This window comes from Kitasatospora sp. NPDC088351 (genome assembly GCF_040685575.1).
Lineage (GTDB): Bacteria > Actinomycetota > Actinomycetes > Streptomycetales > Streptomycetaceae > Kitasatospora.
Window position 1 is genome coordinate 1 of record NZ_JBFBIL010000049.1, and the last position, 25394, is coordinate 25394.

General features: G+C 70.2%; 26 protein-coding genes and 1 pseudogene. 17 read left to right on the forward strand and 10 right to left on the reverse strand.

From position 1 onward, the window contains the following. Positions 1 to 130: 130 nt before the first annotated feature. The 4 genes from AB0P06_RS27595 (at position 131) to AB0P06_RS27610 (ending at position 3354) form a co-directional block, all read left to right on the forward strand. Positions 131 to 487: a hypothetical protein gene (locus AB0P06_RS27595; protein WP_363611901.1), complete on the forward strand. Its 357-nt coding sequence runs from the start codon at positions 131 to 133 to the stop codon at positions 485 to 487. Positions 488 to 606: 119 nt separating this feature from the next. Continuing rightward, complete coding sequence (locus tag AB0P06_RS27600; RefSeq protein WP_363611903.1) at positions 607 to 1167, forward strand: hypothetical protein; 561 nt, start codon at positions 607 to 609, stop codon at positions 1165 to 1167. A gap of 137 nt (positions 1168 to 1304) precedes the next feature. Continuing rightward, complete coding sequence (locus AB0P06_RS27605) at positions 1305 to 2735, forward strand: NF041680 family putative transposase (protein WP_363611905.1); 1431 nt, start codon at positions 1305 to 1307, stop codon at positions 2733 to 2735. 76 nt (positions 2736 to 2811) lie between these two features. Further along, complete coding sequence (locus AB0P06_RS27610) at positions 2812 to 3354, forward strand: GNAT family N-acetyltransferase (RefSeq protein WP_363611907.1); 543 nt, start codon at positions 2812 to 2814, stop codon at positions 3352 to 3354. Here AB0P06_RS27610 and AB0P06_RS27615 read toward each other — a convergent pair. Both AB0P06_RS27615 and AB0P06_RS27620 read right to left on the reverse strand, forming a co-directional pair. Next, positions 3338 to 3655, reverse strand: a pseudogene (locus AB0P06_RS27615) (transposase); the annotation flags it as partial. The gene AB0P06_RS27610 and the pseudogene AB0P06_RS27615 sit on opposite strands and share 17 nt — an antisense overlap. 59 nt (positions 3656 to 3714) lie before the next feature. Beyond that, entirely contained in the window at positions 3715 to 4380 is a 666-nt protein-coding gene (locus AB0P06_RS27620) for a DUF5919 domain-containing protein (RefSeq protein ID WP_363611909.1), read from the reverse strand. Between the two features lie 221 nt (positions 4381 to 4601). Between AB0P06_RS27620 and AB0P06_RS27625 the strand changes: the two genes are divergently transcribed. From AB0P06_RS27625 to AB0P06_RS27635, 3 genes are read left to right on the forward strand one after another with little or no spacing between them, the layout of a single operon-like run. Further along, on the forward strand, positions 4602 to 4832 hold the full coding sequence (locus AB0P06_RS27625) for a hypothetical protein (RefSeq protein WP_363611911.1): 231 nt from the start codon (positions 4602 to 4604) through the stop codon (positions 4830 to 4832). Then, positions 4829 to 5131: a hypothetical protein gene (locus tag AB0P06_RS27630; protein ID WP_363611913.1), complete on the forward strand. Its 303-nt coding sequence runs from the start codon at positions 4829 to 4831 to the stop codon at positions 5129 to 5131. Before AB0P06_RS27625 ends, AB0P06_RS27630 begins: the two co-directional genes overlap by 4 nt. Continuing rightward, positions 5128 to 5418, forward strand: a complete 291-nt coding sequence (locus AB0P06_RS27635) for a hypothetical protein (protein ID WP_363611915.1) — start codon at positions 5128 to 5130, stop codon at positions 5416 to 5418. The genes AB0P06_RS27630 and AB0P06_RS27635 overlap by 4 nt, the downstream gene beginning before the upstream one ends. A 441-nt stretch (positions 5419 to 5859) precedes the next feature. On the opposite strand, the gene AB0P06_RS27640 is transcribed toward AB0P06_RS27635, so the two are convergent. Together AB0P06_RS27640 and AB0P06_RS27645 are read right to left on the reverse strand one after the other, a co-directional pair. After that, the gene (locus AB0P06_RS27640) at positions 5860 to 6069 is read right to left on the reverse strand and encodes a DUF397 domain-containing protein (protein WP_363611917.1); all 210 of its coding nucleotides are present in this window, start codon (positions 6067 to 6069) and stop codon (positions 5860 to 5862) included. After that, a complete protein-coding gene (locus AB0P06_RS27645; RefSeq protein ID WP_363611919.1) occupies positions 6066 to 6893 on the reverse strand; it encodes a helix-turn-helix transcriptional regulator in 828 nt (275 codons plus the stop codon). Before AB0P06_RS27645 ends, AB0P06_RS27640 begins: the two co-directional genes overlap by 4 nt. Positions 6894 to 6999: 106 nt before the next feature. On the opposite strand from AB0P06_RS27645, the gene AB0P06_RS27650 reads away from it, so the two are divergent. The 3 genes from AB0P06_RS27650 (at position 7000) to AB0P06_RS27660 (ending at position 8893) form a co-directional block, all read left to right on the forward strand. Then, a complete protein-coding gene (locus AB0P06_RS27650) occupies positions 7000 to 7524 on the forward strand; it encodes a hypothetical protein (RefSeq protein ID WP_363611921.1) in 525 nt (174 codons plus the stop codon). Between the two features lie 17 nt (positions 7525 to 7541). Beyond that, entirely contained in the window at positions 7542 to 7793 is a 252-nt protein-coding gene (locus tag AB0P06_RS27655; protein ID WP_363611923.1) for a hypothetical protein, read from the forward strand. A 668-nt stretch (positions 7794 to 8461) separates the two neighbouring features. Continuing rightward, positions 8462 to 8893 (forward strand): hypothetical protein, encoded by a 432-nt coding sequence (locus AB0P06_RS27660; protein ID WP_363611925.1) that lies wholly within the window; start codon positions 8462 to 8464, stop codon positions 8891 to 8893. A gap of 94 nt (positions 8894 to 8987) precedes the next feature. Here AB0P06_RS27660 and msrB read toward each other — a convergent pair whose 3' ends face one another. The 4 genes from msrB to AB0P06_RS27680 form a co-directional block, all read right to left on the reverse strand. Continuing rightward, a complete protein-coding gene (msrB, locus tag AB0P06_RS27665; protein WP_363611927.1) occupies positions 8988 to 9395 on the reverse strand; it encodes a peptide-methionine (R)-S-oxide reductase MsrB in 408 nt (135 codons plus the stop codon). Between the two features lie 27 nt (positions 9396 to 9422). After that, a complete protein-coding gene (gene murC / locus AB0P06_RS27670; protein WP_363611929.1) occupies positions 9423 to 10853 on the reverse strand; it encodes a UDP-N-acetylmuramate--L-alanine ligase in 1431 nt (476 codons plus the stop codon). Between the two features lie 163 nt (positions 10854 to 11016). Then, positions 11017 to 11478, reverse strand: a complete 462-nt coding sequence (locus tag AB0P06_RS27675) for an indole-3-glycerol phosphate synthase (protein WP_363611931.1) — start codon at positions 11476 to 11478, stop codon at positions 11017 to 11019. A 141-nt stretch (positions 11479 to 11619) separates the two neighbouring features. Next, positions 11620 to 12387, reverse strand: a complete 768-nt coding sequence (locus tag AB0P06_RS27680) for a pyrimidine reductase family protein (protein ID WP_363611933.1) — start codon at positions 12385 to 12387, stop codon at positions 11620 to 11622. A gap of 138 nt (positions 12388 to 12525) precedes the next feature. On the opposite strand from AB0P06_RS27680, the gene zapE reads away from it, so the two are divergent. The 4 genes from zapE to AB0P06_RS27700 all read left to right on the forward strand — a co-directional run bounded on the left by zapE (position 12526) and on the right by AB0P06_RS27700 (position 17807). Further along, positions 12526 to 13581 carry a cell division protein ZapE gene (gene zapE / locus AB0P06_RS27685; RefSeq protein ID WP_363612022.1) on the forward strand — a complete coding sequence of 352 codons (1056 nt, stop codon included), beginning with the start codon at positions 12526 to 12528 and terminating at the stop codon, positions 13579 to 13581. Between the two features lie 36 nt (positions 13582 to 13617). After that, positions 13618 to 15711: an excinuclease ABC subunit UvrB gene (gene uvrB, locus AB0P06_RS27690; RefSeq protein WP_363611935.1), complete on the forward strand. Its 2094-nt coding sequence runs from the start codon at positions 13618 to 13620 to the stop codon at positions 15709 to 15711. A 270-nt stretch (positions 15712 to 15981) separates the two neighbouring features. Next, positions 15982 to 16563: a TerD family protein gene (locus AB0P06_RS27695; protein WP_363611937.1), complete on the forward strand. Its 582-nt coding sequence runs from the start codon at positions 15982 to 15984 to the stop codon at positions 16561 to 16563. A 263-nt stretch (positions 16564 to 16826) separates the two neighbouring features. Continuing rightward, positions 16827 to 17807, forward strand: coding sequence for a TerC family protein (locus AB0P06_RS27700; protein WP_363611939.1), 981 nt, complete (start codon positions 16827 to 16829; stop codon positions 17805 to 17807). Between the two features lie 102 nt (positions 17808 to 17909). On the opposite strand, the gene AB0P06_RS27705 is transcribed toward AB0P06_RS27700, so the two are convergent. After that, the gene (locus AB0P06_RS27705; RefSeq protein ID WP_363611941.1) at positions 17910 to 18563 is read right to left on the reverse strand and encodes an MBL fold metallo-hydrolase; all 654 of its coding nucleotides are present in this window, start codon (positions 18561 to 18563) and stop codon (positions 17910 to 17912) included. A gap of 89 nt (positions 18564 to 18652) precedes the next feature. Further along, a complete protein-coding gene (locus AB0P06_RS27710; protein WP_363611943.1) occupies positions 18653 to 19456 on the reverse strand; it encodes a maleylpyruvate isomerase family mycothiol-dependent enzyme in 804 nt (267 codons plus the stop codon). Between the two features lie 270 nt (positions 19457 to 19726). On the opposite strand from AB0P06_RS27710, the gene uvrA reads away from it, so the two are divergent. The 3 genes from uvrA to uvrC all read left to right on the forward strand — a co-directional run bounded on the left by uvrA (position 19727) and on the right by uvrC (position 25345). Continuing rightward, positions 19727 to 22636, forward strand: coding sequence for an excinuclease ABC subunit UvrA (gene uvrA / locus AB0P06_RS27715; protein WP_363611945.1), 2910 nt, complete (start codon positions 19727 to 19729; stop codon positions 22634 to 22636). A gap of 105 nt (positions 22637 to 22741) precedes the next feature. Beyond that, the gene (locus tag AB0P06_RS27720) at positions 22742 to 23179 is read left to right on the forward strand and encodes a Rieske (2Fe-2S) protein (RefSeq protein ID WP_363611947.1); all 438 of its coding nucleotides are present in this window, start codon (positions 22742 to 22744) and stop codon (positions 23177 to 23179) included. A gap of 51 nt (positions 23180 to 23230) precedes the next feature. Continuing rightward, entirely contained in the window at positions 23231 to 25345 is a 2115-nt protein-coding gene (gene uvrC, locus AB0P06_RS27725) for an excinuclease ABC subunit UvrC (RefSeq protein ID WP_363611949.1), read from the forward strand. The last annotated feature ends 49 nt before the right edge of the window (positions 25346 to 25394 follow it).

Consider the following 25394-nt stretch of genomic DNA (forward strand, 5'->3'; position numbering starts at 1 on the left):
GAATCTGATTCGGAGGGAAGTTGAAGGACCTTCCGTCCTTCCGTCCCGGCCGGTCGGCCCGGACGCGGAGCTGTCCGTCGGGAGCCCGGGAAGTCTGAAGGTGCCGAGCCCGCCGCGTCCGACGGAGGGCATGGAGCTGCTGCTCGAACTGGGCCGCTGTGAACCGCGCATGGCGCTCGCGGGCAAGCCCCTGACGGATCAGGCCGCCCGGGTGGAGGGGCTGCTCGCGGGCGGCTGGACCCGGGACGCGCTGACGGGCATCCTGTCCGCCCCGCTCCCGGAGAAGATCACCCGAAGTGTCGGCGCCGTCCTGGCGGCACGGCTGACGAAGGTGCCCCCGTTCCCATCCGCCCACCGGCCGGCACCGTCCGAGGCTGCTCCGGCGCCTCGCCAGGCGTCTCCCGAGTGCCAGGGCGACGACGGCCTGTGCCGTCGGCCGGTCCCGAGTGCGGACCGACTGTGCTCGGAGTGCCGGGACCAACCGTGAGGACGCCACTAGCTTGATCTTTAACCTGTGCGTTCTGCCAGGTTGTGGCTGGTCGACGAGCCGGAGGTTGCTCAGATATTCGATCGTCGACCAGCGGGTAACTTGGCAGACTGCTCGTCATGAGCAACTCGTACGCGCAGGCAGTGCTAAGGACGACGGATGTTGCGGAGGCACTGCGAGTTGCTGGGCAACTGCTCGATCTCGCTAACACCGGGGAACTCGAAGTCGACTTCGAAGCACGGGTCTCCACGATCCGCGAGCTGGAGCGGTTGAGCGGAGTGATGCCGAACGCTGACTGGTGGTCCTACGGAGCCGACCGGCGTGGCTCCTCGCGCAATGGCGACTCCCCGTCAGAGTGCCTTCCGATCTTTATGAGCAGATGGTGCATGGCGCAGGAAGACGTGGAGGCGTTCTTGGCCGCGGCAGGGAACGTCCCGGCCATGGTGCGCTGGGATTTCAGTGGCTGGCCTGAGGCTCCGGAGGTAGGTCTCGGTCCCGGGGGTACCAGAGGCGCCTACGTGACGGTATGTGTGAACGCCCGCGATCTCTATCTTGAGGAGCCCGCGACAGATCACACGGTGTTCGTCCATGTCAAGCAGGTCGAAGCCCAACGGGCTGCCTGGCTGGCAGCGCGAGTCGGCCTTGAGGTTATCGGCGAGTTGCATATGGCACCCCTCTGAGCCAGGTTGCTCTACGAGGCGGGTCACGGCCTGCTTGTGATGAAGTTCCGGCATTCGCCGGACAGCGGTACGGCCCTGGCGTGATCATGTGCGTTGCGAAGCACCCATGATCACCAACCAAGGCCGTAAGGACGAGCGTGCTGGAAGACGCTGTACGCGTCGAGTCCCTGACCGTGCTGTCCAACTTCCGGACCGATGTCTACCGCTGCCTGACCGCCCGCGCGGACGCTCTGTTCGAACTCACCGACGCCCTGCTCTGCACGGACGGGCCGGTCAAGGCCCTGGTCGACCTGGCGCTGGCGCCCGAGCACCGTCGCGGGCATGGCGCCCTCTACGACGCGCTCAACAGTGGCCGAATCGAGGCAGAGCGGCTGCGGGCGGCACTGGCCGCTCTGCCGCTTCCCCGTACCAACGACGGGCGGATCGTCCTGGCCGTGGACGTCAGCTCCTGGCTGCGATCGGACGCGGCGACCAGCCCGGACAGGCTGTTCTGTCACGTCCACGGTCGTGCGAAGAACGCCGCGCAGTTCATCCCAGGCTGGCCCTACTCTTTCGTCGTCGCCCTGGAGAGCGGCCGCACCTCCTGGACCGGGATCCTGGATGCGGTCCGGCTGCGTCCCGAGGACGACGCCACGGCGGTGACCGCCGAGCAGCTCCGCGCCGTCGTCGAGCGGCTGATCGCGGCCGGGCACTGGACCGAGGGCGACCCGGACGTCCTGGTGGTCATGGACGCCGGCTACGACGTCACCCGCCTCGCGTTCGTCCTCGCCGACCTGCCCGTCGAGCTCCTGGGACGCATCCGTTCCGACCGGGTCCTGCGACGGCCGAAGCCATCCAGGGTTCCGGGCACCAACGGCCGCCCGCCCAAGCACGGGCCCGAGTTCGCCCTCAACCAACCCGCCACCTGGCCCCCGCCGCAGCACACCACCACGACCGCCACCACGCGCTATGGCACCGCCACCGCCGAGAGCTGGGACCGACTGCACCCCCGACTCACCCACCGCACCTGCTGGCTCGACCATGACGGTGAACTCCCCATCATCGAGGGAACGTTGCTTCGCCTGCAGGTAGACCACCTGCCCGGCGACCGTGATCCCAAGCTGGTGTGGTTGTGGTCCTCTGCCACCGGCGTCACGGCCGCCGACATCAACCGCTGGTGGCAGTCCTACCTCCGCAGATTCGACCTTGAACACACATTCCGGCTGTTCAAGCAGACCCTTGGCTGGACCCGCCCCAGGCTCCGCGCCCCCGAGGCCGCCGACCGCTGGACCTGGATCGTCATCGCGGCCCACACCCAACTCCGCCTCGCCCGACCCCTCGCCGAGGACCTCCGCCGGCCCTGGGGAAAGCCCGCCGCCCCGGGCCGCCTCACACCGGCCCGCGTCCGCCGCGGATTCAGGAACATCCGCCCGATCAGCGCACTACCCGCCAGAGCACCGAAACCCGGCAAACCCGGCCCGGGACGACCACCCGGCTGCAAAAACCGCACACTCGCACCCCGCCACGATGTCGGCAAAACCGTCAAACGCGACCTCACCATGACCGAACACCAAGATCGCAGAGGTTAAAGATCAAGACTAGGGCGTGTATCGAAAGTGCCTAGTGAAGAGGACGGAGAGCCCAATTGTGATCCAGAATGATTGGATGGTCACGCTTGAGACTCCCCGTTTGATCCTGCGTCGTTGGCGCGAGGAAGACGTTGCGCCCATGGCCGCCGTCAACGCCGACCCCGAGGTCATGCGGTGGATCCGCGACGGCAGCGTCCTTGACGAACAGCAGACACGCAGCCGGGTCCAGGCATGGGAGAGCGAGTGGGAGTCACAGGGCTTCGGCCTGTTCGCCGTGGAGATCCGGTCCACTGGCGAGCTGGCCGGGTTCACCGGCCTTTCGGTGCCCGACTTCTTGCCGGAGGTACTCCCGGCGGTTGAGGTCGGCTGGCGGCTGGGACGTTCACACTGGGGGCAGGGCTTGGCCACCGAGGCTGCTGCGGCCGCTGTACGGTTCGGGTTCGAAGAGCGAGGGCTGGAGCGGATCGTCAGCATCACGCAAGTGGGCAACGACGCCTCCGAACGGATCATGACCAAACTGGGGATGCATCCGGTCCGTGAGACCGTCAATCCCACCGGCGGTCGGCGAGTACGGGTGTTTGAGGTGTCGTCGGATCAGTACGTCACAACCACTCGTTGATGGCTGCGACGAGGGCGGTCGCCTCGTAGCGGACCGCGAGTTTGTCGTACCGTGTGGCTACAGCGCGGTGTCTTTTGAGCCGATTGATGCCGCATTCGACCGCGTGCCTTGCCTTGTAGTCTTCGGGGTCGAACTTCAGTGGACGACCGCCGCGTGAGCCGAGCTTCTTGCGGTTGCGGGCCTGGTCGGCCTTGTCCGGGATGGTGCAGCGGATTCCGCGACGCCGCAGATAGGCGCGATTCTTCCGGGAGGCGTACGCCTTGTCGGCGCGCACGCGATCGGGTCGTGTGCGTGGCCGGCCCGTTCCACGTGCCACGAACCAAGATCATCTCGCGTTGAGATCCACTTTCGATATACGCCCTAGCTGGCAGGCGTGCCGCGCTCCCACAGCTCTTCGGCGTGCGCGGCGAATCGATCGAACATGCCATCGTCCTGTTGGCGCCGCAGGTGCATCATGGGGGAGTCGTGGCCAACGAAGCGTGCCAGGTGCGGGGTCACAAGCGCATCGGTGTCGAAGCGGAAGACGCTGAGACTGACGTGATTGGAGCCGTCTTCAGGCGCGCTGAACCGCGCCTCTATCCCGTCGACGTCCGCCAGCTTGTCCAGATGCTCCAAAGTGATTCGGATCCTGGTGGAGACGGTCAGCGCCACGTCCTCGATGCGCTCGCGTTGAAGGGTGGTCTCCGATGCGGGGTCACCCATCAGAAACCGGATACGGCAGCCTGCAGCGGCTTTGCGACGCAACGTCTGCACGATCGCGGGTTGCTCCAGCCACACGAAGTAGTTGGTGTAGCCCGCCAGGAAGATGTCTGACGTGGCACCGGCGATCAGCTGACCCCACACGTCCCGAGGGCAGGCCGATCGGTACGGATACACGGCGAAGACCTCGCGATCGTGGCCGGTCTTGATAGACGCGCGCACCGCCGCCGGCCAGATCATCTGTTCATCAACCCCTAGGGCCGCACACGCGTCCAATCGGTTCTTCTGATGCGGCACGATCGACGCATCCGACACCCAGCGTTCCACGGTCTTAGGTGTGACCCCGACCCGGGTAGCCAGTTTGCGGGGAGTGAGCCCCGCAGCAGCCATACCTTGTAGCAACGCCGTGTTCAAGTGATTCCCCCGAGACATTTGGGCCTTCTTGCACGCTAGCGCCGAGACGACCCTCATGTCTCGGCAATGGGGGCGAATTGACCCGCCTGGACGCCGATGATCTGGGGTGTTGGCGAGTGGGAAGGGCCATGACCATGGCAGCAGTACGCAAGACCCAGTTCAGCCGTGAGTACACCGTGGACGCCTCCCCGCCTCGCCCCAAGCCGGGCCGAGTCGCCATAGCGCCGAAGTCCTGGGTGCCGTTGGACGACTACCTGAACGCCCGGCGTCCCAGCGCCTTCGACAGCACTGCCGAGGTGCTGAGCAAGGCTGCTGTCCTCGCGCACTGCGAGTGCGTCAACTGCACTGTGGGGAGGTCGGCGTGAGTGCCTTCCTGCCGGTTCCGCCCGCCGAGCGCCGGGGGCGCGGGCTGTGGCGGTTCCTGGAGTGGACGCTTCAGGCCGATGTCGCGCCGGACCGTCCTCCTGTCCGCCACCGGTTCCGGTGCGTGGGGGAGTACGAGGACGGTCAGTTGTGCGGGGAGGAGGGGCCGGTCTGTGACGACTTCGCGGACGCGCAGCGCTGGACGGCATCCCACCTCAAGGTTCACCAGGACCACCGGAACTACGAACACGTGGCCGTGACGCCGTGGTTGATGGTGCCGGCGGAGGAACCCAGCTGGTGAACGCTGCGAAGAAGGCCGTCGCCAACCGCGTGTCGAACGCGGGCGGCGCGTTCGCACACGAGTGGACCCACCTCGCCCAGAACAAGGTCTGGCCCGCCATGTCCTACGCCCACATGCGCATCGCCCTCCAAGCCGATGCCGACGGCCTCCCGCCCGAGCAGCGCCGCACCACCCACCACGTCATCGAAGGCCACGCCCAATGGGTCCAGCGCCAAGCGGTCGAGGAGCTGTGCGGCGTGGCCACCGCACAGCTCCGGCTGGACGGCGAACCGAAGCCCACCAAGTGATTCCGTTGGCTCAAGACGCAGTCGCCCCTGGTCAGCATCTACGACCAGGGTGACGCCTTCATCAGCGCCCTCCACGACACCGGCGGACACCCGCTGATCGAGCGCCTGCTCAGGAACGAAGACCTCCTGCCCACCCTCGGCGAGATCACCAACCCCACCGCCGGGCTGAAGCGCTACGCCCTGGCACTGAGCGGGGCGTGAGAACGGCGGCCCCGAACTGCCGCCAACCCCTGAGGGTAAGGGCTCTGGTTCGGAGGGAATTCGAGGCTGCTCCGGTGCCTCACGAGTGCCAGGACGACGGCCTGTGCCGTCGGCCGGTCCCGAGTGCGGGCCGGCTGTGCTCGGCGTGCCGGGACTGAAGGGTGCTGGAGACAGGGAGAGACCCCACCACATCGGGGAGAGGTGGCGGGGTCTCGGGTGGGGCGCGCTCAGGGCGCAGCATCAGATGGTGCCGAAGTCACCAGACTTGACGCCCGCGACGAACGCGGCGAACGCGGCGGCGGGGAAGACGAGTGCGGGGCCTTCGGGATCCTTGGAGTCACGGACGGGGACGACGCCGGAGAAGTGGGGGGCCACCTCGACACAGTCGCCGCCGTTGTTGCTGTGCCGCGACTTCACCCACCGAGCGTCGGTCAGATCGATGTGTGTCATTCAAGTCCCTTTCTCACCGCGCGAATCATGGCGAGCGAGGCCACCTTCGACAGTGACTCCACCTGTAGCTGATCGTAGTCTCTCTCCCACGCTGCGACGGCCTCGCGCGACCGCTCAAGATGGCCCCTGGCCTGGGATTCGGCATATCCGATGACCGTGTGATCGGGCAGCGTCAGCAGTACGACGGGCATCGTGAACGGGACGTGCTCCCCGAGGCTGAACGGGGCGACCTGGATCGTCACGTGGGGACGACGCGCCAAGTCCTCCAGGTGGTCGAGCTGGGCGAGCATCACATCACGCCCTCCCACCGGACGGGCCAGGCAGCTCTGATCCATGACCGTGTGGATGACCGGCGGCGACTTCTTCTCCAGCAGTTGCTGGCGGTTGGCGAGGAACGCGACCCGCTCGTCAGCCTGGTCCCGGGTGATGGAGCCTCGCTCCACGGCCGCCAAGGCCAGAGCGGTTGTGTAGGCAGGGGTCTGAAAGAGGCCAGGGACCACACTCAACTCGAACCTGCGCAGTCGGCGGCAGCGCGCTTCTGCCTCCGCGAACTCCGCGAAGCCTTCCAGCAGCGCGGCGCGCGTGTACCGCCGGTACAGCTCGGCGAACTCCCCCGCGGCGCCGAAGGCTTCGTCAGCTTTGACAGCGAAGTGTTTTGTTGGAGGTCGCTTCCCTCTTTCGAGGTATGAAACGAGGCTGGGGGAGAAGCCCATGCGCCGGGCCAGTTCGCTCTGGGACCATCCTCGCGCCCTGCGCGACCTGCGGACTTCGGCACTGAAGCGCGCCGCCGGAGATGATGACGGGTCAATTTCGCTTTCGTTCATGGCTGATGCCACCTATGACTAGACGGAATGGTCAAGGTCATACCCCTGGCAAGCCTAGCCGTGACTGCCGATCCTTGTAACGGAGCGACTACGGAAAGGAACGGCCATGGGTGCAACCGGATCGGGCGACTCCCTGCTCTCCCGCATGGTTGGGAAGCAGCGAAGAGCGGCCCGCAAGGCGTGTGCGGAGATGCGCGAGGCCACGGAAGAAGCCGGATGTCGGCTTCCATCACTGGGCCTTGACGCCCCGTCGGGCATCACCGGTGAAGTGCTGGTGGACATGGGGCGGGCTGCCCCGGACGTCATCACGCGCCTCGCGGAGGTCATCCGGGTGGGCGCGGCGGCCCTCGCCGCCGAGGCGCCAGACGGCCCCGACAGTCCCGACAGCCCCGAGGGAACGGTGACGCACCTCTGGGCGCCGCGTGTCGGTGACCTGGTGGTGGACATCTCGGCCGGGCTGGTCGGTGAGTTCTGCGGCGAGGACGGCGACCGGTGGCGACTCGCCCCGCTGGCCGGCGGGGACGAGTGGACGGCCGATCCCGTCACCGTGCGGTTCACGACCCCGGCGGACCGCGCACGGGGCGGCCCGATCCCCTACGCGGCCACCTGTAACCAGCCGAGGGCGGGATAGTGGCCAGATCCGCCAAGGTGACTCGCTTCGGCGACTGGCTACTGCGCGAGGACACCGGACCCGACATCGACCCGCCGGCCTACCTCATGGTGTGCAAGTCCGAGGGCGAGGACGGCGCCCCGTGCGGGAAAGACTCCGGTGAGGTCAACTCCGTTGCCGAGTCCGCCGAGTGGACTCGCAAGCATGGGTGGGCGCACCCCGACCACCGGTCCTTCCGCCTGCTGGCCGACGTGCCGATGGTGATCGTTCCCGAGGTGGAGCCGCTCTGATAGGGCGGCCCCCGTTTCTCCCGTCCCGGGCGTTCTTCCGTTCCGCCCGGGACGGGGCACCGATCCCGGCACGCGGTGGCGCGCCGGGCAGCTCCGGGGCTTGATCACGCCCCGTGAGCCCCGCCCCGGTCGTTTCGCGCCGACCGGGGCGGGAACCCAAGACCCCCGCCCCGGTGCTGTCATGGCCGACTTCCCCGGGGCGGGCACCAGCCGCCGGCCGCCTGTGCAGGGCCGGGCGGAGCACAACCCCCGCCCCGGTGGCGTGACTTCGGATCCACGGACGACCGGGGCGGGGGCTTCTACGAGGAAAGGCGCCATGGCAAACGGGCCCGACACGAGTCCGGTTCAGTCGCAGATCATCGCGGCCACCGCGGACATGATCCTCGGCTCGTCCGACGACGATCTGCTTCCGGGCGCCGGGGGATGTCACTGCCTCCACCGGGCCGCCGGGGGCTGTGTCACGGACCTGCGTCCGGTGCTCCACACCATCCTGACCGTCTTCGGACACACGGGTCTGGTGATCAGGATCAGACGGATCTACGACCCCGTGTCCCAGGTCCTCCGTCGCACGGAAATCCGTCTCCGAGGGGTTGCCCCGGACACCGGACGGCCGACCGAATGGATCGCCGAGTGCGCCCGCACGGCGCGGGCCGAAGGGGGGTCGCAACGTGCCGTTCGCTGAACTGGAATGGAGCCTGCCCGGCGGGGAGCGGTTCCCCGTGGCGTTCCGGATACCGGGCGAGCCGGCCCCGACCACGGCGCCCCGCCACTACCACCTGTTCCACAGCCATGCGGAGGAGCCCGTCGCCGGAGGGTACCGACTGGTCAGGGCGGCGGCATGGCGGTTGGACACCACCGTGCGGACCGCAGAACGGGCCGTCGAGTGGCTGGTGGCTGCCTGGGTGCGGGCCGGACGGCCGCACCCGGTACCGCCGATACCTTCGGCCGTGCGCACGCACCGCGCGCTGGTGTCCCTGGCAGCCGGCGTCGACATCGAGTGGGCCGGGTGGGTGCCCGGCGACCGGGGGCCCTACGTCCGGCTGGTGGCCGCGTGCTGTAGCCGTACGGGAATCCACCCCCCGGCACCGCCCCCGTTCTGATCCCGAGCCCCGGATCGGCGGCGCCGTGCGACCGCCGATCCGGGTGGCTCCGGGAGCACGCACCTGGCGGTGTCAGCCCGGGGCTCTGTACTGCTCAGCCCTCGGCGGGCTTGAGCGTCAGGGAGATGCTGTTGATGCAGTAGCGCTGGTCGGTCGGCGTGCCGTAGCCCTCGCCCTCGAAGACATGGCCCAGGTGGCCGCCGCAGCGGGCGCAGCGGACCTCCACCCGGCGCATGCCCAGCGAGGTGTCCTGGATGTACTGGACCCGGTCCTCGGCGAGCGGAGCGTAGTAGGACGGCCAGCCGCAGTGGCTGTCGAACTTGGTCTCGGAACTGAACAGCTCGGCGCCGCAGGCGCGGCAGCTGTAGACGCCCACCGTCTTGGTGTCGGTGTACTCACCGGTGAACGGGCGCTCGGTGCCGGCCTCGCGGAGCACGTGGTACTCCTCGGGGCTGAGCTGGGCGCGCCAGTCGGCGTCGGTCTTCTCGATCTCGTAGCTCATGTCGGCGGACTCCCGGTCGGGGCGGACTCAGACGTTGGTGGCAACGCTCGCGAGGTGCTCAAGGCCCTTCTCCAATTGTTCCAGGACGGCCGGCCCCAGGTTGGTGACATCGCCCGCGCCCATGGTGAGCAGCAGGTCGCCCGGGCGGGCCAGGCCGGCCAGCAGCGCGGGGGCGGCGTCGAAGGAGTGCTCGGCGGTGACCTCGGCACCGGCGCGGCGGGCCGCGTCGATGATCAGCTCACTGGTGACGCCGGGGACCGGGTCCTCGCGGGCCGGGTAGATGTCGAGCACCACCGAGGCGTCGGCGAGGGCGAGCGCCTGGCCCATCTCCTCGGAGAGCTGCTGGGTGCGGCTGAACAGGTGCGGCTGGAACACCACCAGGACCCGGCCGGCCCCGTCCAGGCCCTCGCGGATCGCCTCCAGGTCGGCGGTCATCTCGGTCGGGTGGTGGGCGTAGGAGTCGATCACCTGGACCCCGCCCGCCTCGCCCTTGAGCTGGAGCCGGCGGCGCACCCCGGTGTAGGCGCCGAGCGCCTTGGCGAGGTCGGTGGCCGGGACGCCGAGCGCGACCCCGGCGGCCAGCGCGGAGACCGCGTTGTGGGCGTAGTGCCGGCCGGGCACCGAGACGGTGAAGGCCAGCTCCGCGCCGTCCAGCAGCACGGTGACCTCGCTGGTCATGCCCCGGGCGACCACCGACAGGACCCGCACGTCGGCGTCCTCGGCGGCACCGACGGTGACCACGTTCAGGCCCTCGCGGCCGGCCACCCGGGAGGTCAGCTCGCGGGCGCCGTCGTGGTCGGCGGAGACCACCAGCGTCCCGCCGGGGGTGATCCGGCCGACGAAGGTCTCGAAGGACTCGTAGATCTCTTCGATCGAGGCGTAGTTGGCGTGGTGGTCCAGCTCCACGTTGAGCACGATCGCCACCTCGGGCGCGTACTTGTGGAAGCTGCGGTCGCTCTCGTCGGCCTCGGCGACGAAGATCTCGCCGCCGCCGTGGTGGGCGTTGGAGCCCGGCGCGTCGAGGTCGCCGCCGATCGCGTAGGACGGGTCCAGACCGAGCTCGCCGAGGGCGACGGCGAGCATACTGGTGGTGGTGGTCTTGCCGTGGGTGCCGGCCACGGCCAGCGCCCGGCGGCCGCCCATCAGCGCGGCGAGGGCGTCGGAGCGGTGCACCACCGGGATGCCGCGCTCGCGGGCCACGGCCAGCTCCGGGTTGTCGGCGCGGATGGCGCTGGAGACGACGACACTGCTGGTGCCGGCCGGCACGTGCTCGGCGGCGTGGCCGATCCGCACGGTGGCACCGAGGGCGCGCAGCGCGTGGACGGTCTCCGACTCCTTGGAGTCGCTGCCGGAGACGCTGGCGCCGCGGACCGCGAGGATCTTCGCCAGGCCGGACATCCCGGCGCCGCCGATACCGATGAAGTGCGGGGCGTGCAGATCGTGCGCGGCGTCGTTCAAGGCGGGACTCCGTACGGGCGGGGGCGGGACGGTGGAGGTGCGGACGATGTGCGAATCGTCCTCGCGGACGGGCCGCAAGGACGATTCTGCACCACCGGCGACGGGCTCCTCGCCCGCCTCCGGCCGGGAGCCACCCCGCCCGGGGGCGGGCGGGGAGCGACGGTCAGGAGTCGCTGGCGAACAGCCGCAGGACCGGGACACCCACCTTGTGCCGGGCCTGGGAGGCCCAGTCACGGTGGAAGAACTCCTCCACGAAGTGCGGCGAGGTGAGCACCACGACCTCGTCGGCCCGGTGCTCCTCGACCACCGCCCGCAGCCGCTCCAGCGGCTTCTCCTCGACCAGCTCGCCGACCGCCTCGGCACCGGCCCGGCGCAGGTGGCGCAGGCTGTGTTCGAGCGACTCGCCGGCCACCGTCGGCCCGCTCTCGGACTCGTCGTGCTCGTGTGCCAGCCTGTCGAGGTGGCCGAGGGCGACGTCGTCCAGCGCCCGCAGCAGCTCGTCCTGCTTGCCGCGGGGCTGCATCAGCACCACGAAGGACACCTTCTCCTCGCTGTGGAGCGTGGTGACCAGCTCCACATCGGCGTCCGAGAGCGCCTTTTCGATCATCAGTACCGTCTTGAACACGTGAGTCCCTTCCCATGGCCGGCCCCCGGGCTCCGGCGTCGCATCCCATACTGCCCGGCGGAAGCTTTCCGCACGCTGCTCACCCGGCACACGGGCCACGCGGGCGGAAACGCCGATGGGAGCAGGATCACCATCCGGAGGTCACGGGGTCGGCGGACGCAGGTAGCGAGTGAAGAGGAATCCTTTCTGCTCGATCAGTGAGACCAGCCTCATCCGCTGCACGTCAGGCATCCGCGCATGGTGGATGATGCGCGGCGCGTCGCCGGCCGTGATCAGCGGCGCCAGCGACAGGCACAGCTCGTCCAGCAGGCCGGCGGCGGCCAGCTGTCCCAGCAGCCGGGGGCCGCCCTCGCTCAGCAGCCGGGTCCAGCCCCGGTCGGCCAGCGCCGCCACCGCCGCCCGCAGGTCCACCGAGCCCTTCCCTGCCACCACCACGTCCGCCACCCCGGCGACCGCGCGCAGGTCCGCCGCCGGCACGTCCTCGGTGGTGATCACCACCGTCCGCACCAGCGGCTCGGTGAACAGCGGTGCCGTCAGGTCCAGCGCCAGCGAGCGGCTGACGATCGCGATCGCCGGCGCCGGGGCCTGCCCGGCCGCCCGGCGCGCCGCGGCGAAGTCGGCGCGGGCCCGGGCCGGCCGGTACCCCTCGGCGCGGACCGTCTCGGCGCCCACCAGCACCACGTCCGACAGCGCCCGCAGCACCCCGAAGATCCGCTTGTCGGCGTCCCCGGAGAGCCCCTCGGAGAGCCCGTCCAGCCGGGCCCCGCCGTCGAGACCGGCCACCATGTTGGCGCGCAGCCACGGGCGGCCCCGGTTCACCTGGTCGGGGTACGCGTACACGGCGGCGAGCGACTCCAGCGAGGCCGGGTCGGCGAACGGCTCGCTCAGCGGGCTGATCAACTGTTGCATGTCAACCAGTCTCGTTGCATGTCAACCCGGGTTCCACCCCCGGCCGGCACCGAAGGTCCCGCCCTGACCGCTCCACGACCAGGCGTACCCTCTACTAACGTGCCCGCAGCCCCACACCCCGACGCCGCGACCGAGTCCATAGCGACCGTGAGCGCGGCCGGCGCCCCCGTCGCGCTCACCGACCGCCGCCCCGTCGTCCCCGCCGAGCGCCTGGTCGCCGAGATGGTCCCCCCGCCGCGCTTCTCCGACGTCAGCTTCGGGACGTACCTCCCGGACCCGAACCAGCCCAGCCAGTACGAGGCCGTCCAGGTCCTGGAGCAGTTCGCCGGCGCGCTCAACAGCGGAAACGGTTCCGCCCCGAAACGCGGCTGGTTCCGCCGCACCGCCCCCGCGCCCACCGGCCCGGCCGGCGTCTACCTGGACGGCGGCTACGGCGTCGGCAAGACCCACCTGCTCGCCTCGCTCTGGCACGCCGCCCCCGGCCCCAAGGCCTTCGGCACCTTCGTCGAGCTGACCAACCTGGTCGGCGCCCTCGGCTTCCAGCAGGCCGTGCAGACCCTCTCCGGCCACCGGCTGCTCTGCATCGACGAGTTCGAGCTGGACGACCCGGGCGACACCGTCCTGGTCTCCACCCTGCTCGGCCGCCTGGTGGCGAACGGCGTCAAGCTCTGCGCCACCTCCAACACCCTGCCCGAGAAGCTCGGCGAGGGCCGCTTCGCCGCCGCCGACTTCCTGCGCGAGATCCAGGGCCTGTCCGCGCACTTCCGCCCGATGCGGATCGACGGCCAGGACTACCGCCACCGCGGTCTGCCGGACGCCCCGCCGCCCTACCCGGACGAGACCGTGGACGCCGTCGCCGCCCGCACCCCGGGTGCCTCCCTGGACGACTTCGGCGCCCTTCTCGGCCACCTCTCCGCCGTCCACCCCAGCCGCTACGGCGCGCTGCTGGACGACGTGAGGGCGGTCTGCCTGCGCGGTGTCCGGCAGGTCGACGACCAGTCCACCGCGCTGCGCCTGGTCGTCCTCGCCGACCGGATGTACGACCGCGAGCTGCCCATCACCGCCTCCGGCATCCCCTTCGACCAGGTGTTCCCCGAGGAGATGCTGCGCGGCGGCTACCGGAAGAAGTACCTGCGGGCGATCTCCCGCCTGGTCGCCCTCGCCCGGGACAGCGCCCGGGGCGGGACGGAGTAGTCCCCGCTTGTCACTGGTGGGTCGTACGGTGGACCCGTGCGACCCATCACGAGCATTGAGCGGTCAGAGGCGCCCTTCGAGGTCGTCAGTCCCTACCAGCCCAGCGGTGACCAGCCCGCGGCGATCGCCGAGCTGGAGCGCCGGGTCAGGGGCGGGGAGAAGGACGTCGTCCTGCTCGGCGCCACCGGCACCGGCAAGTCGGCCACCACGGCCTGGATGATCGAGAAGCTGCAGCGCCCCACCCTGGTGATGGCGCCGAACAAGACCCTGGCCGCCCAGCTGGCCAACGAGTTCCGCGAGCTGCTGCCGAACAACGCGGTCGAGTACTTCGTCTCGTACTACGACTACTACCAGCCCGAGGCGTACGTCCCGCAGACGGACACCTACATCGAGAAGGACTCCTCGATCAACGAGGAGGTCGAGCGGCTGCGCCACTCCGCGACCAACTCGCTGCTCACCCGCCGGGACGTGATCGTGGTCGCCTCCGTCTCCTGCATCTACGGCCTCGGCACCCCGCAGGAGTACGTCGACCGGATGGTCCGGCTGAAGGTCGGCGAGGAGATCGACCGCGACGTCCTGCTCCGCCGCTTCGTCGACATCCAGTACACCCGCAACGACCTCGCCTTCACCCGCGGCACCTTCCGGGTCCGCGGCGACACCATCGAGATCTTCCCGGTCTACGAGGAACTCGCCGTCCGGATCGAGATGTTCGGCGACGAGATCGAGGCGCTGTACACCCTGCACCCGCTCACCGGCGAGATCATCAGCCAGGACGACTCCGTCCACGTCTTCCCCGCCTCGCACTACGTGGCCGGTCCGGAGCGGATGGAGCGGGCGGTCAACGGCATCGAGCGGGAACTGGCCGGGACGCTGGCCAGGCTGGAGAAGCAGGGCAAGCTGCTGGAGGCCCAGCGGCTGCGCATGCGCACCACCTACGACATCGAGATGCTCCGCCAGATCGGCACCTGCTCCGGCGTGGAGAACTACTCGATGCACTTCGACGGCCGTGAGCCCGGCTCGCCGCCGAACACCCTGCTCGACTACTTCCCGGAGGACTTCCTCCTGGTCATCGACGAGTCGCACGTCACCGTCCCGCAGATCGGCGCGATGTACGAGGGCGACGCCTCGCGCAAGCGCACCCTGGTCGAGCACGGCTTCCGGCTGCCCTCCGCGATGGACAACCGCCCGCTGAAGTGGGAGGAGTTCCTGGAGCGGATCGACCAGACGGTCTACCTCTCGGCGACCCCGGGCCCGTACGAGCTGTCCCGCGGCGACGGCCAGGTCGAGCAGATCATCCGCCCGACCGGCCTGATCGACCCCGAGGTGATCGTCAAGCCGACCGAGGGCCAGATCGACGACCTGGTGCACGAGGTCCGCAAGCGGGTCGAGCGGGACGAGCGCGTCCTGGTCACCACCCTCACCAAGAAGATGGCCGAGGACCTCACCGACTACATGCTCGGCCTGGACATCCGGGTCCGGTACCTGCACAGCGACGTCGACACGCTGCGCCGGGTGGAGCTGCTGCGCGAGCTGCGGGCCGGGCGGTACGACGTGCTGGTCGGCATCAACCTGCTCCGCGAGGGCCTGGACCTGCCCGAGGTCTCCCTGGTGGCGATCCTGGACGCGGACAAGGAGGGCTTCCTGCGCTCCGGCACCTCGCTGATCCAGACCATCGGGCGCGCCGCCCGTAACGTCTCCGGCCAGGTCCACATGTACGCGGACCGGATCACCCCCTCGATGGAGAAGGCCATCGACGAGACCAACCGCCGCCGGGCCGTGCAGCAGGCGTACAACACCGAGCACGGGATCGACCCGCAGCCGCTGCGGAAGAAGATCGGCGACATCCTGGACACCCTCTCCCGCGAGGACGTGGACACCGAGGAGCTGCTCTCCACCGGCTACCGGGGATCGGGCGGCAAGGGCAAGGCCCCGGTGCCGGCGCTGGGCGCGGACCGCAAGCCGGCCAAGAGCATGCCGGCCGCCGAGCTGGCCGAGCTGATCCAGTCGATGACCGACCGGATGCACACCGCCGCCGCGGACCTCCAGTTCGAGGTCGCGGCCCGGCTGCGGGACGAGGTCAAGGAGCTGAAGAAGGAGCTGCGGCAGATGCGCGAGGCGGGTATCGCGTAGGGGCTGCCCGGGCACGTCCGCGGCGCTCATCCCGGGCCGGCCGGGATCCGTCACCGGTCAAGCCCGGAGGTGTCTCAGCCCTGCCACAAAGGGGTAGACGTTGACCGATGCGCCCGGGGGGCGGCACCGCAGGCCCTAGGCTGGCCTGCGGTGCCGCCCCGGGCGGGCGGTGCGCATCAGGGGGCCTCAGCCGGGGGACGGCAACGGGGTGTTCCACCGTGGAGCCGGCGCGGCGAGCGGCCGCGTGGCTCGGGCAGAGAGGACAACGCCGTGTCGGTGAACCTTGCCAAGGGGCAGCAGGTCAGCCTGCAGAAGGGCGCGGGCGAGTCGCTGACGGTCGTCCGGATGGGGCTGGGGTGGCAGGCCGCACCCAAGCGCGGCCTGTTCGGCAGCCGGACCAGGCAGATCGACCTGGACGCCTCGGCCCTGCTGTACGCCGAGCGGACCCCGTCCGACGTGGTCTTCTTCCAGCACCTGGAGAGCACCGACGGCTCGGTGCGGCACACCGGGGACAATCTGGCCGGCGGGGCCGGCGCGGGGGGCGACGACGAGTCCATCCTGGTCGACCTGGCGCATGTACCGGCGCACATCACCCAGGTGGTGTTCACGGTCAGCTCGTACACCGGGCAGACCTTCGCCGAGGTGCGGAACGCGCACTGCCGGCTGGTGGACGACTCCACCGGGGTGGAGCTGGCCCGGTACGAGCTGGCCGGCGGCGGCCCGCACACCGGGCAGATCATGGCGAAGGTGTTCCGCGAACCGGCCGGCGGCTGGGGGATGCTGGCGATCGGCGCACCGGCCCGCGGCCGGACCTTCCAGGACCTGCTGCCGGCGATCGAGCCCTTCCTGTAGGCCCCGGTCTGTAGGCCCCGGTCTGTAGGCCCCGACCGAGAGGGTTCTTTACCTTCTTTACCTTCTTTACCTTCCTTTGGCCTTCCTGTTACTCTCGATGGCAGCGGAGGGGAGTATTCCCCCGCAGCTGTCCCGTCATCACGGGTGCCCCGAGCGGCGCCCCGGGGCGCTGGTCCGTGCGGCGCCCCGGAGCGGGCCCGGCGGGCGGAAGAGACCTCCGGCAGTGACGATGTCTGTCTCGCCTACCTGCCGGAGGAGCAGTAGTGGACGTTTCCGTAGCCATGTGGGTCTCAACGATCGGTGTGTTGATCGCACTGATCGTGGCCGACTTCTTCATCGGAGGGCGCAAGCCGCACGAGGTCTCCATCAAGGAGGCCGGTATCTGGACCGCGGTCTGGGTCGTGCTGGCGCTGATCTTCGGCGGGTTCCTCTGGTGGCACTCCGGCTCGACGCCGGCCGGTGAGTTCTTCGCCGGTTACATCACCGAGAAGTCGCTCAGTGTCGACAACCTCTTCGTGTTCATCCTGATCATGGGCAAGTTCGCGGTGCCCAAGATCTACCAGCAGCGTGTGCTGATGTTCGGTGTGATCATCGCGCTGGTGCTGCGCGCGGGCTTCATCGCCGGCGGCGCCGCCCTGGTCTCCACCTTCTCCTGGGTCTTCTACTTCTTCGGCGCGTTCCTGGTCTGGACGGCCTGGAAGCTCATCAAGGAGGCCCGCGCCGAGGAGGCCGACGAGGAGTTCGAGGAGAACCGCCTGCTCAAGTCCATCGAGCGGCGCTTCCCGTCGACCGACGTCTACCACGGCACCAAGCTGTTCATCCAGGAGAACGGCCGTCGGCTGATGACGCCGATGCTGATCGTCATGCTGGCGATCGGCACCACCGACGTCCTGTTCGCGCTGGACTCGATCCCCGCGATCTTCGGTCTCACCCAGGACCCGTACATCGTCTTCACCGCCAACGCCTTCGCCCTGATGGGTCTGCGGCAGCTGTACTTCCTGATCGGCGGGCTGCTGAAGAAGCTGGTCCACCTCTCGTACGGGCTGTCGGTGATCCTCGGCTTCATCGGCGTGAAGCTGGTGCTGCACGCGCTGCACGAGAGCGGTGTGCACGTGCCGGAGATCAGCATCCCGGTCTCGCTGGGCGTCATCGTGGTGGTGCTGGCCGTCACGACCGTGACCAGCCTGATCGCCGCGAAGAAGCAGGACCGCAGCGGCGACCACCCGGAGAAGATCGACGCCTGATCCACCGGCCCCGGCCGGACGAGCACGGCGGACCCGCGACCGGGCAGTGGTCGCGGGTCCGCCGCCTTTCCGCTTCCGGGAGCCCGTCGGGCCGGGGGGGGGCTACCAGCCGCGCTCGCGCCACTCCTGGAGGTGCGGGCGCTCGGCACCGAGGGTGGTGTCGTTGCCGTGGCCGGGGTAGACCCAGGCCTCGTCGGGCAGGACGTCGAAGATCTTCTCGTTGACGTCCCGGAACAGGCTCTCGAAGGCCGCCGCGTCGCCCCAGGTGTTGCCGACGCCGCCCGGGAAGAGGCAGTCGCCGGTGAACACGTGCGGGTGGCCCTGCGGGTCGTCGTAGACCAGCACGATCGCGCCGGGGGTGTGGCCGACCAGGTGCCGGACGGTCAGCTCGACCTGGCCGACCCGGACCGTCCCGCCGTCCTCCAGCAGCACTTGGGTCGGCACGTCGATGCCCTCGGCGTCGTACCGCCCGGCGGCGGTCCGGGCGCCGGTGGCCGCGACCACCTCGGCCAGCGCGCCCCAGTGGTCGTGGTGCCGGTGCGTGGTGACGACGGTGGCCAGGCTCTCGCCCACCGACTCCAGCAGCACCGGCGCCTCGGCGGCCGCGTCGATCAGCAACTGCTCGTCGGTGGCCCGGCAGCGCAGCAGGTAGGCGTTGTTGTCGTACGGGCCGACGGCCACCTTGGTGATGATCAGATGGGCCAGCTCGCGCACGTCCGGCGGTCCGCCGACCTTCACCGCTCCGTGGTACGTCATCCGTCCGCTCCTCGTCGTGTCGGGTCCGCCGGGCACCTCGCCCGGCCGAGTCGTCGCTGCTGCCAGCATGGTCGGCCGACCGTCCGGTGTCAGCCCAGGGGCGGGAGCGACGGCAGCGCGGTGCGGGCGTCGGCGAGCTGGACGCCGCCCCGGTGGACCTGGAGGCCGTCGCCGTCCGAGCGGCCGGCGAGCCAGGCGGCCAGCGCCCGCACCGGGCCCTCGGCGGTCAGCCCGGGTGCGTCCGGGGCCGCGCCGATCCGGGCCCGGTCCGCGGTGTCGTCGGCGATCAGCTCGACCGGGGGCAGCTCCGCGCTGTCGGCCAGCCGTGCGGCCAGGCGATGGAATTCGGCCACCGCGAAGGACTCCGGCCAGTGCGCGGGGGTGTGACCGGCGTCCAGGTCGACGTGGTGGTACTCGAGCTCCATCAGCCGCTTCCAGGGGATCTCCGCGGCCTCGAAGGTGTAGCCGGCCCGGTGGCGCACCTCGGCCGACCAGGCCTCGGCGGGCAGCTCCGCGGCCGCGGCGGCGAACCGCTCGGCGGACTCGCGCAGGTCGGCGAGCTGCGCGTCCAGCGGGCGCGGCGCGCCCTCCTCGATGCCCTGGTCGCGGGCCTCGGCGCTGGCGTACTGGGGGATGTCGGTGCCGGTCCGGGCGCCGTTCAGCAGGTTGACCAGGGAGTCGGCGTTGCGGGCGAGGTGGGCCAGCACATGCCCCCTGGTCCAGCCGGGCAGGGCCGAGGGCTCGGCGACCGCCTCGGGCTTCAGGCCGGCCACGGTGTGCAGCAGCCGCCCGGTGCTCTCGGCGGCCAGACGCAGCCGCTCGGCGGCCGTGGCTGCGGGGGTGGTGGCGGTGGCGGCTGCGGAGCCGGCGGTGTCGGTCTGCGGGTCGGTCATCGGTCGGGCCCTCCGATCGGCTGGTTCTCGGCGTTGCCCGCGCGGGGCTCCGCTCGTTGACCAGCCGACGCTACCGCTGATCCCGGCCCTGAGCAGGAGCTTTTTCGGACTGGGTGCGGACGCGCCAGGTCACGACCGCACTCGTTCGGGTGAACTCCACTGGACATGGTCGAGAATCGAACGCATGAGCTATAGGCTGGCTGCCGCATCCTGGAAGAAGTACACATCTCACCGCAAGCCATCTCGCCCCGGAGAAAGGCGCCAGAAGCAGTGGCCGACCGCCTCATCGTCCGCGGTGCTCGCGAGCACAATCTGAAGAACGTCTCGCTCGACCTGCCCCGCGACTCCCTCATCGTCTTCACGGGCCTCTCCGGCTCCGGCAAGTCCTCGCTCGCCTTCGACACGATCTTCGCCGAGGGCCAGCGCCGCTACGTGGAGTCGTTGTCCTCCTACGCCCGTCAGTTCCTCGGGCAGATGGACAAGCCCGACGTCGACTTCATCGAAGGCCTCTCCCCGGCCGTCTCGATCGACCAGAAGTCCACCAACCGCAACCCCCGTTCCACCGTCGGCACCATCACCGAGGTGTACGACTACCTGCGCCTGCTGTTCGCCCGGATCGGCAAGCCGCACTGCCCGCACTGCGCCCGCCCGATCGCCAAGCAGTCCCCGCAGGCCATCGTCGACAGGGTGCTGGAGCTCACCGAGGGCACCCGGTTCCAGGTGCTCAGCCCGGTGGTCCGCGAGCGCAAGGGCGAGTTCGTCGACCTGTTCGCCGACCTCCAGTCCAAGGGCTACGCCCGCGCCCGGGTGGACGGCGCGACGATCCAGCTCGCCGAGCCGCCCAAGCTCAAGAAGCAGGAGAAGCACACCGTCGAGGTGGTCATCGACCGCCTCACCGTCAAGGAGAGCGCCAAGCGCCGGCTCACCGACTCGGTGGAGACGGCCCTGCGGCTCTCCGGCGGCATGGTCGTGCTCGACTTCGTCGACCTCCCGGAGGACGACCCCGAGCGCGAGCGGATGTACTCCGAGCACCTCTACTGCCCGTACGACGACGTGTCGTTCGAGGAGCTGGAGCCGCGCTCGTTCTCCTTCAACTCGCCGTTCGGCGCCTGCCCGGACTGTTCGGGTCTGGGCAACCGGATGGAGGTCGACCCGGAGCTGGTCGTCCCCGACGACGAGAAGTCGCTGGACGAGGGCGCCATCCACCCCTGGTCCGGCGGCCACACCAAGGAGTACTTCCAGCGCCTGATCGACGCGCTCGCCGGCGAGCTGGGCTTCCGCACCGACATCCCCTGGGCCGGGCTGCCGGCCCGCGCCAAGAAGGCGCTGCTGTACGGGCACAAGCACCAGGTCGAGGTGCGCTACCGCAACCGCTACGGGCGCGACCGGTCCTACACCACGGGCTTCGAGGGCGCGGTCCCGTTCATCCAGCGCCGGCACACCGAGGCGGAGAGCGACAGCAGCCGCGAGCGCTTCGAGGGCTACATGCGCGAGGTGCCCTGCCCGACCTGCGAGGGCACCCGGCTCAAGCCGGTGGTGCTGGCCGTCACCGTCGAGGGCCGCTCCATCGCGGACGTCTCGGCGATGTCGATCAGCGACTGCTCGGACTTCCTCGGCGCGATGAAGCTCAACGCCCGGGACAAACAGATCGCCGAGCGCGTCCTCAAGGAGGTCAACGAGCGGCTGCGGTTCCTGGTCGACGTCGGCCTGGACTACCTCTCGCTCAACCGGGCGGCCGGCACCCTCTCCGGCGGCGAGGCCCAGCGCATCCGGCTCGCCACCCAGATCGGCTCCGGCCTGGTCGGGGTGCTCTACGTGCTGGACGAGCCGTCCATCGGCCTGCACCAGCGCGACAACCACCGCCTGATCGAGACCCTGGTCCGGCTGCGGGACATCGGCAACACCCTGATCGTCGTCGAGCACGACGAGGACACCATCAAGATGGCCGACTGGGTGGTCGACATCGGCCCGGGCGCCGGCGAGCACGGCGGCAAGGTGGTGCACTCCGGCTCGCTGAAGCAGCTGCTCACCAACAAGGAGTCGCTGACCGGCCAGTACCTCGCCGGCAAGCGCTCCATCCCGATCCCGGCCGGCCGCCGCGAGCGGGACAGGAAGCGCCAGCTGACGGTGCACGGCGCCCGCGAGCACAACCTCAAGGACGTCACGGTCGGTTTCCCGCTCGGGACGTTCACCGCGATCACCGGGGTCTCCGGCTCGGGCAAGTCCACCCTGGTCAACGACATCCTCTACACCCACCTCGCCCGGGAGCTGAACGGCGCCCGCAGCGTGCCGGGGCGGCACACCCGGATCACCGGCACCGACCTGGTGGACAAGGTGGTGCACGTCGACCAGTCGCCGATCGGCCGGACGCCGCGCTCCAACCCGGCCACCTACACCGGCGTGTTCGACCACGTCCGGCGGCTCTTCGCGGAGACCCAGGAGGCCAAGGTCCGCGGCTACCTGCCCGGCCGGTTCTCCTTCAACGTCAAGGGCGGCCGCTGCGAGAACTGCTCGGGCGACGGCACCATCAAGATCGAGATGAACTTCCTGCCGGACGTCTACGTGCCGTGCGAGGTCTGCCACGGTGCCCGGTACAACCGGGAGACGCTGGAGGTCCACTACAAGGGCAAGTCCATCGCCGAGGTGCTGGACATGCCGATCGAGGAGGCGCTGCACTTCTTCGAGGCCGTCCCGGCGATCGCCCGGCACCTGAGGACGCTCAACGACGTCGGCCTCGGCTACGTCCGGCTCGGCCAGTCCGCGCCGACGCTCTCCGGCGGTGAGGCGCAGCGCGTCAAGCTCGCCTCCGAGCTGCAGAAGCGCTCCACCGGGCGGACGGTCTACGTGCTCGACGAGCCCACCACCGGCCTGCACTTCGAGGACATCAGCAAGCTGATCAAGGTGCTCTCCGGGCTGGTGGAGAAGGGCAACACGGTGATCGTCATCGAGCACAACCTCGATGTGATCAAGACCGCCGACTGGGTCGTCGACATGGGCCCCGAGGGCGGTTCCGGCGGCGGCACCGTGGTTGCCGAGGGCACCCCGGAGCAGATCGCGGCGGTCTCGGAGAGCCACACCGGCAAGTTCCTCCGGGACATCCTCCCGGGCGAGTTCACCGACGCCCCGGTCGCTCCGGTCAAGGCGAGGGCCCCGCGCAAGCGGGCCGCCGCCAAGAAGTAGCGCGCGACATCCCGCCCGGCCGCCCCCGTCGACGGAGGCGGCCGGGTAAGCGCCGCATAGACTTCCGCCGACGCGCGCAGCAGCCGATCCCAGGAGTGAACCACGATGTCAGAGGCCCCCGAGAGCCCCGCCACCTCCCGCCGCACCCTGCTCTGCGGGGCGGCGGCCGTCCTCGCGGCCGGCGGCGGCGCCCTGGCGGTCTCCGGCTGCTCCTCGTCCTCCTCCGACTCCTCCGGTGGCGCCAAGTCCCCGGTGGACGTCGGTCCGGCGGCCGGTGTGCCGGTCGGCGGCGGCACCGTCTACCGCGACAAGAAGATCGTGGTGACCCAGCCGACGGCGGGGGAGTACAAGGCGTTCAGCGCCAAGTGCACCCACGCCGGCTGCATCGTCGACCAGGTCAAGAACCAGCAGATCCAGTGCCCCTGTCACGCCAGCCGGTTCGGCATCGCCGACGGCGCGGTGCAGGACGGTCCGGCCCCCACTCCGCTGCCCGCCTACACCGTCGTGGTCGAGGGCGGCAACCTCAAGGTGACCCCGAGCTGAAGCAGTTGATCTCCCCTCCGCAGCCCCGGCCCGACTCGGTACGGTGGACCCATGGCTGACCCGTCCACCTACCGCCCGGCACCGGGTGCGATCCCGACCTCACCGGGTGTCTACAAGTTCCGCGACGCCCACGGGCGGGTCATCTACGTCGGCAAGGCCAAGAGCCTGCGGCCGCGGCTGTCGTCCTACTTCCAGGACCTCGCCGGGCTGCACCCGCGCACCGCGACGATGGTCACCACCGCCGCCTCGGTGGAGTGGACGGTGGTCTCCACCGAGGTCGAGGCGCTCCAGCTGGAGTACTCCTGGATCAAGGAGTTCGACCCCCGGTTCAACGTCAAGTACCGCGACGACAAGAGCTACCCGGAGCTGGCGGTCACCCTCGGCGAGGAGTACCCGCGGGTCCAGGTGATGCGCGGGGCGCACAAGAAGGGCGTGCGCTACTTCGGCCCGTACGGGCACGCCTGGGCGATCCGCGAGACGGTCGACCTGCTGCTGCGCGTCTTCCCCGTCCGGACCTGCTCCAACGGCGTCTTCAAGCGCGCCGGCCAGGTCGGCCGGCCCTGCCTGCTCGGCTACATCGGCAAGTGCGCCGCGCCCTGCGTCGGCAAGGTCTCGGCGGACGAACACCGGGCGCTGGCCGAGGACTTCTGCGACTTCATGGCCGGGCGCACCGGCAACTACCTGCGCCGGCTGGAAGAGCAGATGCGGGAGGCCGCCGAGGATCTGGAGTACGAGAAGGCCGCCCGGCTGCGCGACGACATCGGGGCGCTCAAGCGCGCGATGGAGAAGAACGCGATCGTGCTCGCCGACGCCACCGACGCGGACCTGCTCGCCGTCGCCGAGGACGAACTGGAAGCCGCCGTCCAGATCTTCCACGTCCGCGGCGGCCGGGTCCGCGGCCAGCGCGGCTGGGTCACCGACAAGGTCGAGGACGTGGACACCGCGGGGCTGGTCGAGCACGCCCTCCAGCAGCTCTACGGCGGCGGCAACGAGGCGGTGCCGCGCGAGGTGCTGGTGCCCGCGCTGCCCGAGCCGGCCGAGCCGGTCCGGGAGTGGCTGGCCGGTCTGCGGGCCGGCCAGGCGGGCAAGGCGGGCCAGGTGGACCTGCGGGTGCCGCAGCGCGGCGACAAGAAGGACCTGATGGCCACCGTGCAGCGCAACGCCCAGCAGGCGCTGGCGCTGCACAAGACCAAGCGCGCCTCCGACCTCACCACCCGCAGCCGCGCCCTCCAGGAGATCGCCGACGCGCTGGAGCTGGACTCCGTCCCGCTGCGCATCGAGTGCTTCGACATCTCCCACCTCCAGGGCGAGGACGTGGTCGCCTCGATGGTGGTCTTCGAGGACGGCCTGGCCCGCAAGAGCGAGTACCGCCGCTTCCAGATCAAGGGCTTCGAGGGCCAGGACGACGTCCGCTCGATGCACGAGGTGATCAGCCGCCGCTTCCGCCGCTACCTCCAGGAGCGCGAGCAGACCGGCGAGTGGGCTGTCCCCGAGGCCGACGACCCCGGTGCCGAGACCGGTGCCGAGACCGGTGCCGTCGACCGGGCGGCCCCGGGCCAGGAGGCCCCCGCAGGACCGGTCGACCCGGAGACCGGCCGCCCGCGCCGCTTCGCCTACCCGCCGCAGCTGCTGGTGGTGGACGGCGGCCAGCCGCAGGTCGCTGCCGCCAGACGCGCCCTGGACGAGCTCGGCATCGACGACATCGCCCTCTGCGGCCTGGCCAAGCGGCTGGAGGAGGTCTGGCTGCCCGGCGAGGACGACCCGGTGGTGCTGCCCCGCAGCAGCGAGGGCCTCTACCTGCTCCAGCGGGTCCGCGACGAGGCGCACCGGTTCGCGATCGGCTACCAGCGCACCAAGCGTTCCAGGCGACTCACCGCCGGAGAACTGGACTCCGTCCCCGGCCTCGGCGAGACTCGCCGCCGGGCGCTGCTCAAGCACTTCGGTTCGCTGAAGAAGCTCCGGGCGGCCACCGTCGACGAACTCTGCGCCGTCCCCGGCATCGGGCGGCGGACCGCGGAGACTGTTGCGGCAGCGTTGTCCTCCCGTACACCGGCGGCACCGGCCGTGAACACCGCGACCGGCGAGATCATCGATGACAGTGCCGACGAGGCCGCCGAGCCGGCGCCCGCCGCAGCCCAGACCGCACCATCCCGGGAGACGCCATGACGGCCGACGCCGACCGTCAGCCCGCGCGCCCCGCGTTCACTCGCCCGAG

What these genes read in the sequence shown, in the direction of transcription:
- AB0P06_RS27595 (WP_363611901.1), top strand. Translation starts at nt 131, where the DNA reads ATGGAGCTGCTGCTCGAACTGGGCCGCTGTGAACCGCGCATGGCGCTC.
- AB0P06_RS27600 (WP_363611903.1), top strand. Translation starts at nt 607, where the DNA reads ATGAGCAACTCGTACGCGCAGGCAGTGCTAAGGACGACGGATGTTGCG.
- AB0P06_RS27610 (WP_363611907.1), top strand. Translation starts at nt 2,812, where the DNA reads ATGGTCACGCTTGAGACTCCCCGTTTGATCCTGCGTCGTTGGCGCGAG.
- AB0P06_RS27625 (WP_363611911.1), top strand. Translation starts at nt 4,602, where the DNA reads ATGGCAGCAGTACGCAAGACCCAGTTCAGCCGTGAGTACACCGTGGAC.
- AB0P06_RS27640 (WP_363611917.1), bottom strand. Translation starts at nt 6,069, where the DNA reads ATGACACACATCGATCTGACCGACGCTCGGTGGGTGAAGTCGCGGCAC.
- AB0P06_RS27645 (WP_363611919.1), bottom strand. Translation starts at nt 6,893, where the DNA reads ATGAACGAAAGCGAAATTGACCCGTCATCATCTCCGGCGGCGCGCTTC.
- AB0P06_RS27650 (WP_363611921.1), top strand. Translation starts at nt 7,000, where the DNA reads ATGGGTGCAACCGGATCGGGCGACTCCCTGCTCTCCCGCATGGTTGGG.
- msrB (WP_363611927.1), bottom strand. Translation starts at nt 9,395, where the DNA reads ATGAGCTACGAGATCGAGAAGACCGACGCCGACTGGCGCGCCCAGCTC.
- AB0P06_RS27680 (WP_363611933.1), bottom strand. Translation starts at nt 12,387, where the DNA reads ATGCAACAGTTGATCAGCCCGCTGAGCGAGCCGTTCGCCGACCCGGCC.
- AB0P06_RS27705 (WP_363611941.1), bottom strand. Translation starts at nt 18,563, where the DNA reads ATGACGTACCACGGAGCGGTGAAGGTCGGCGGACCGCCGGACGTGCGC.
- AB0P06_RS27710 (WP_363611943.1), bottom strand. Translation starts at nt 19,456, where the DNA reads ATGACCGACCCGCAGACCGACACCGCCGGCTCCGCAGCCGCCACCGCC.
- AB0P06_RS27720 (WP_363611947.1), top strand. Translation starts at nt 22,742, where the DNA reads ATGTCAGAGGCCCCCGAGAGCCCCGCCACCTCCCGCCGCACCCTGCTC.
- uvrC (WP_363611949.1), top strand. Translation starts at nt 23,231, where the DNA reads ATGGCTGACCCGTCCACCTACCGCCCGGCACCGGGTGCGATCCCGACC.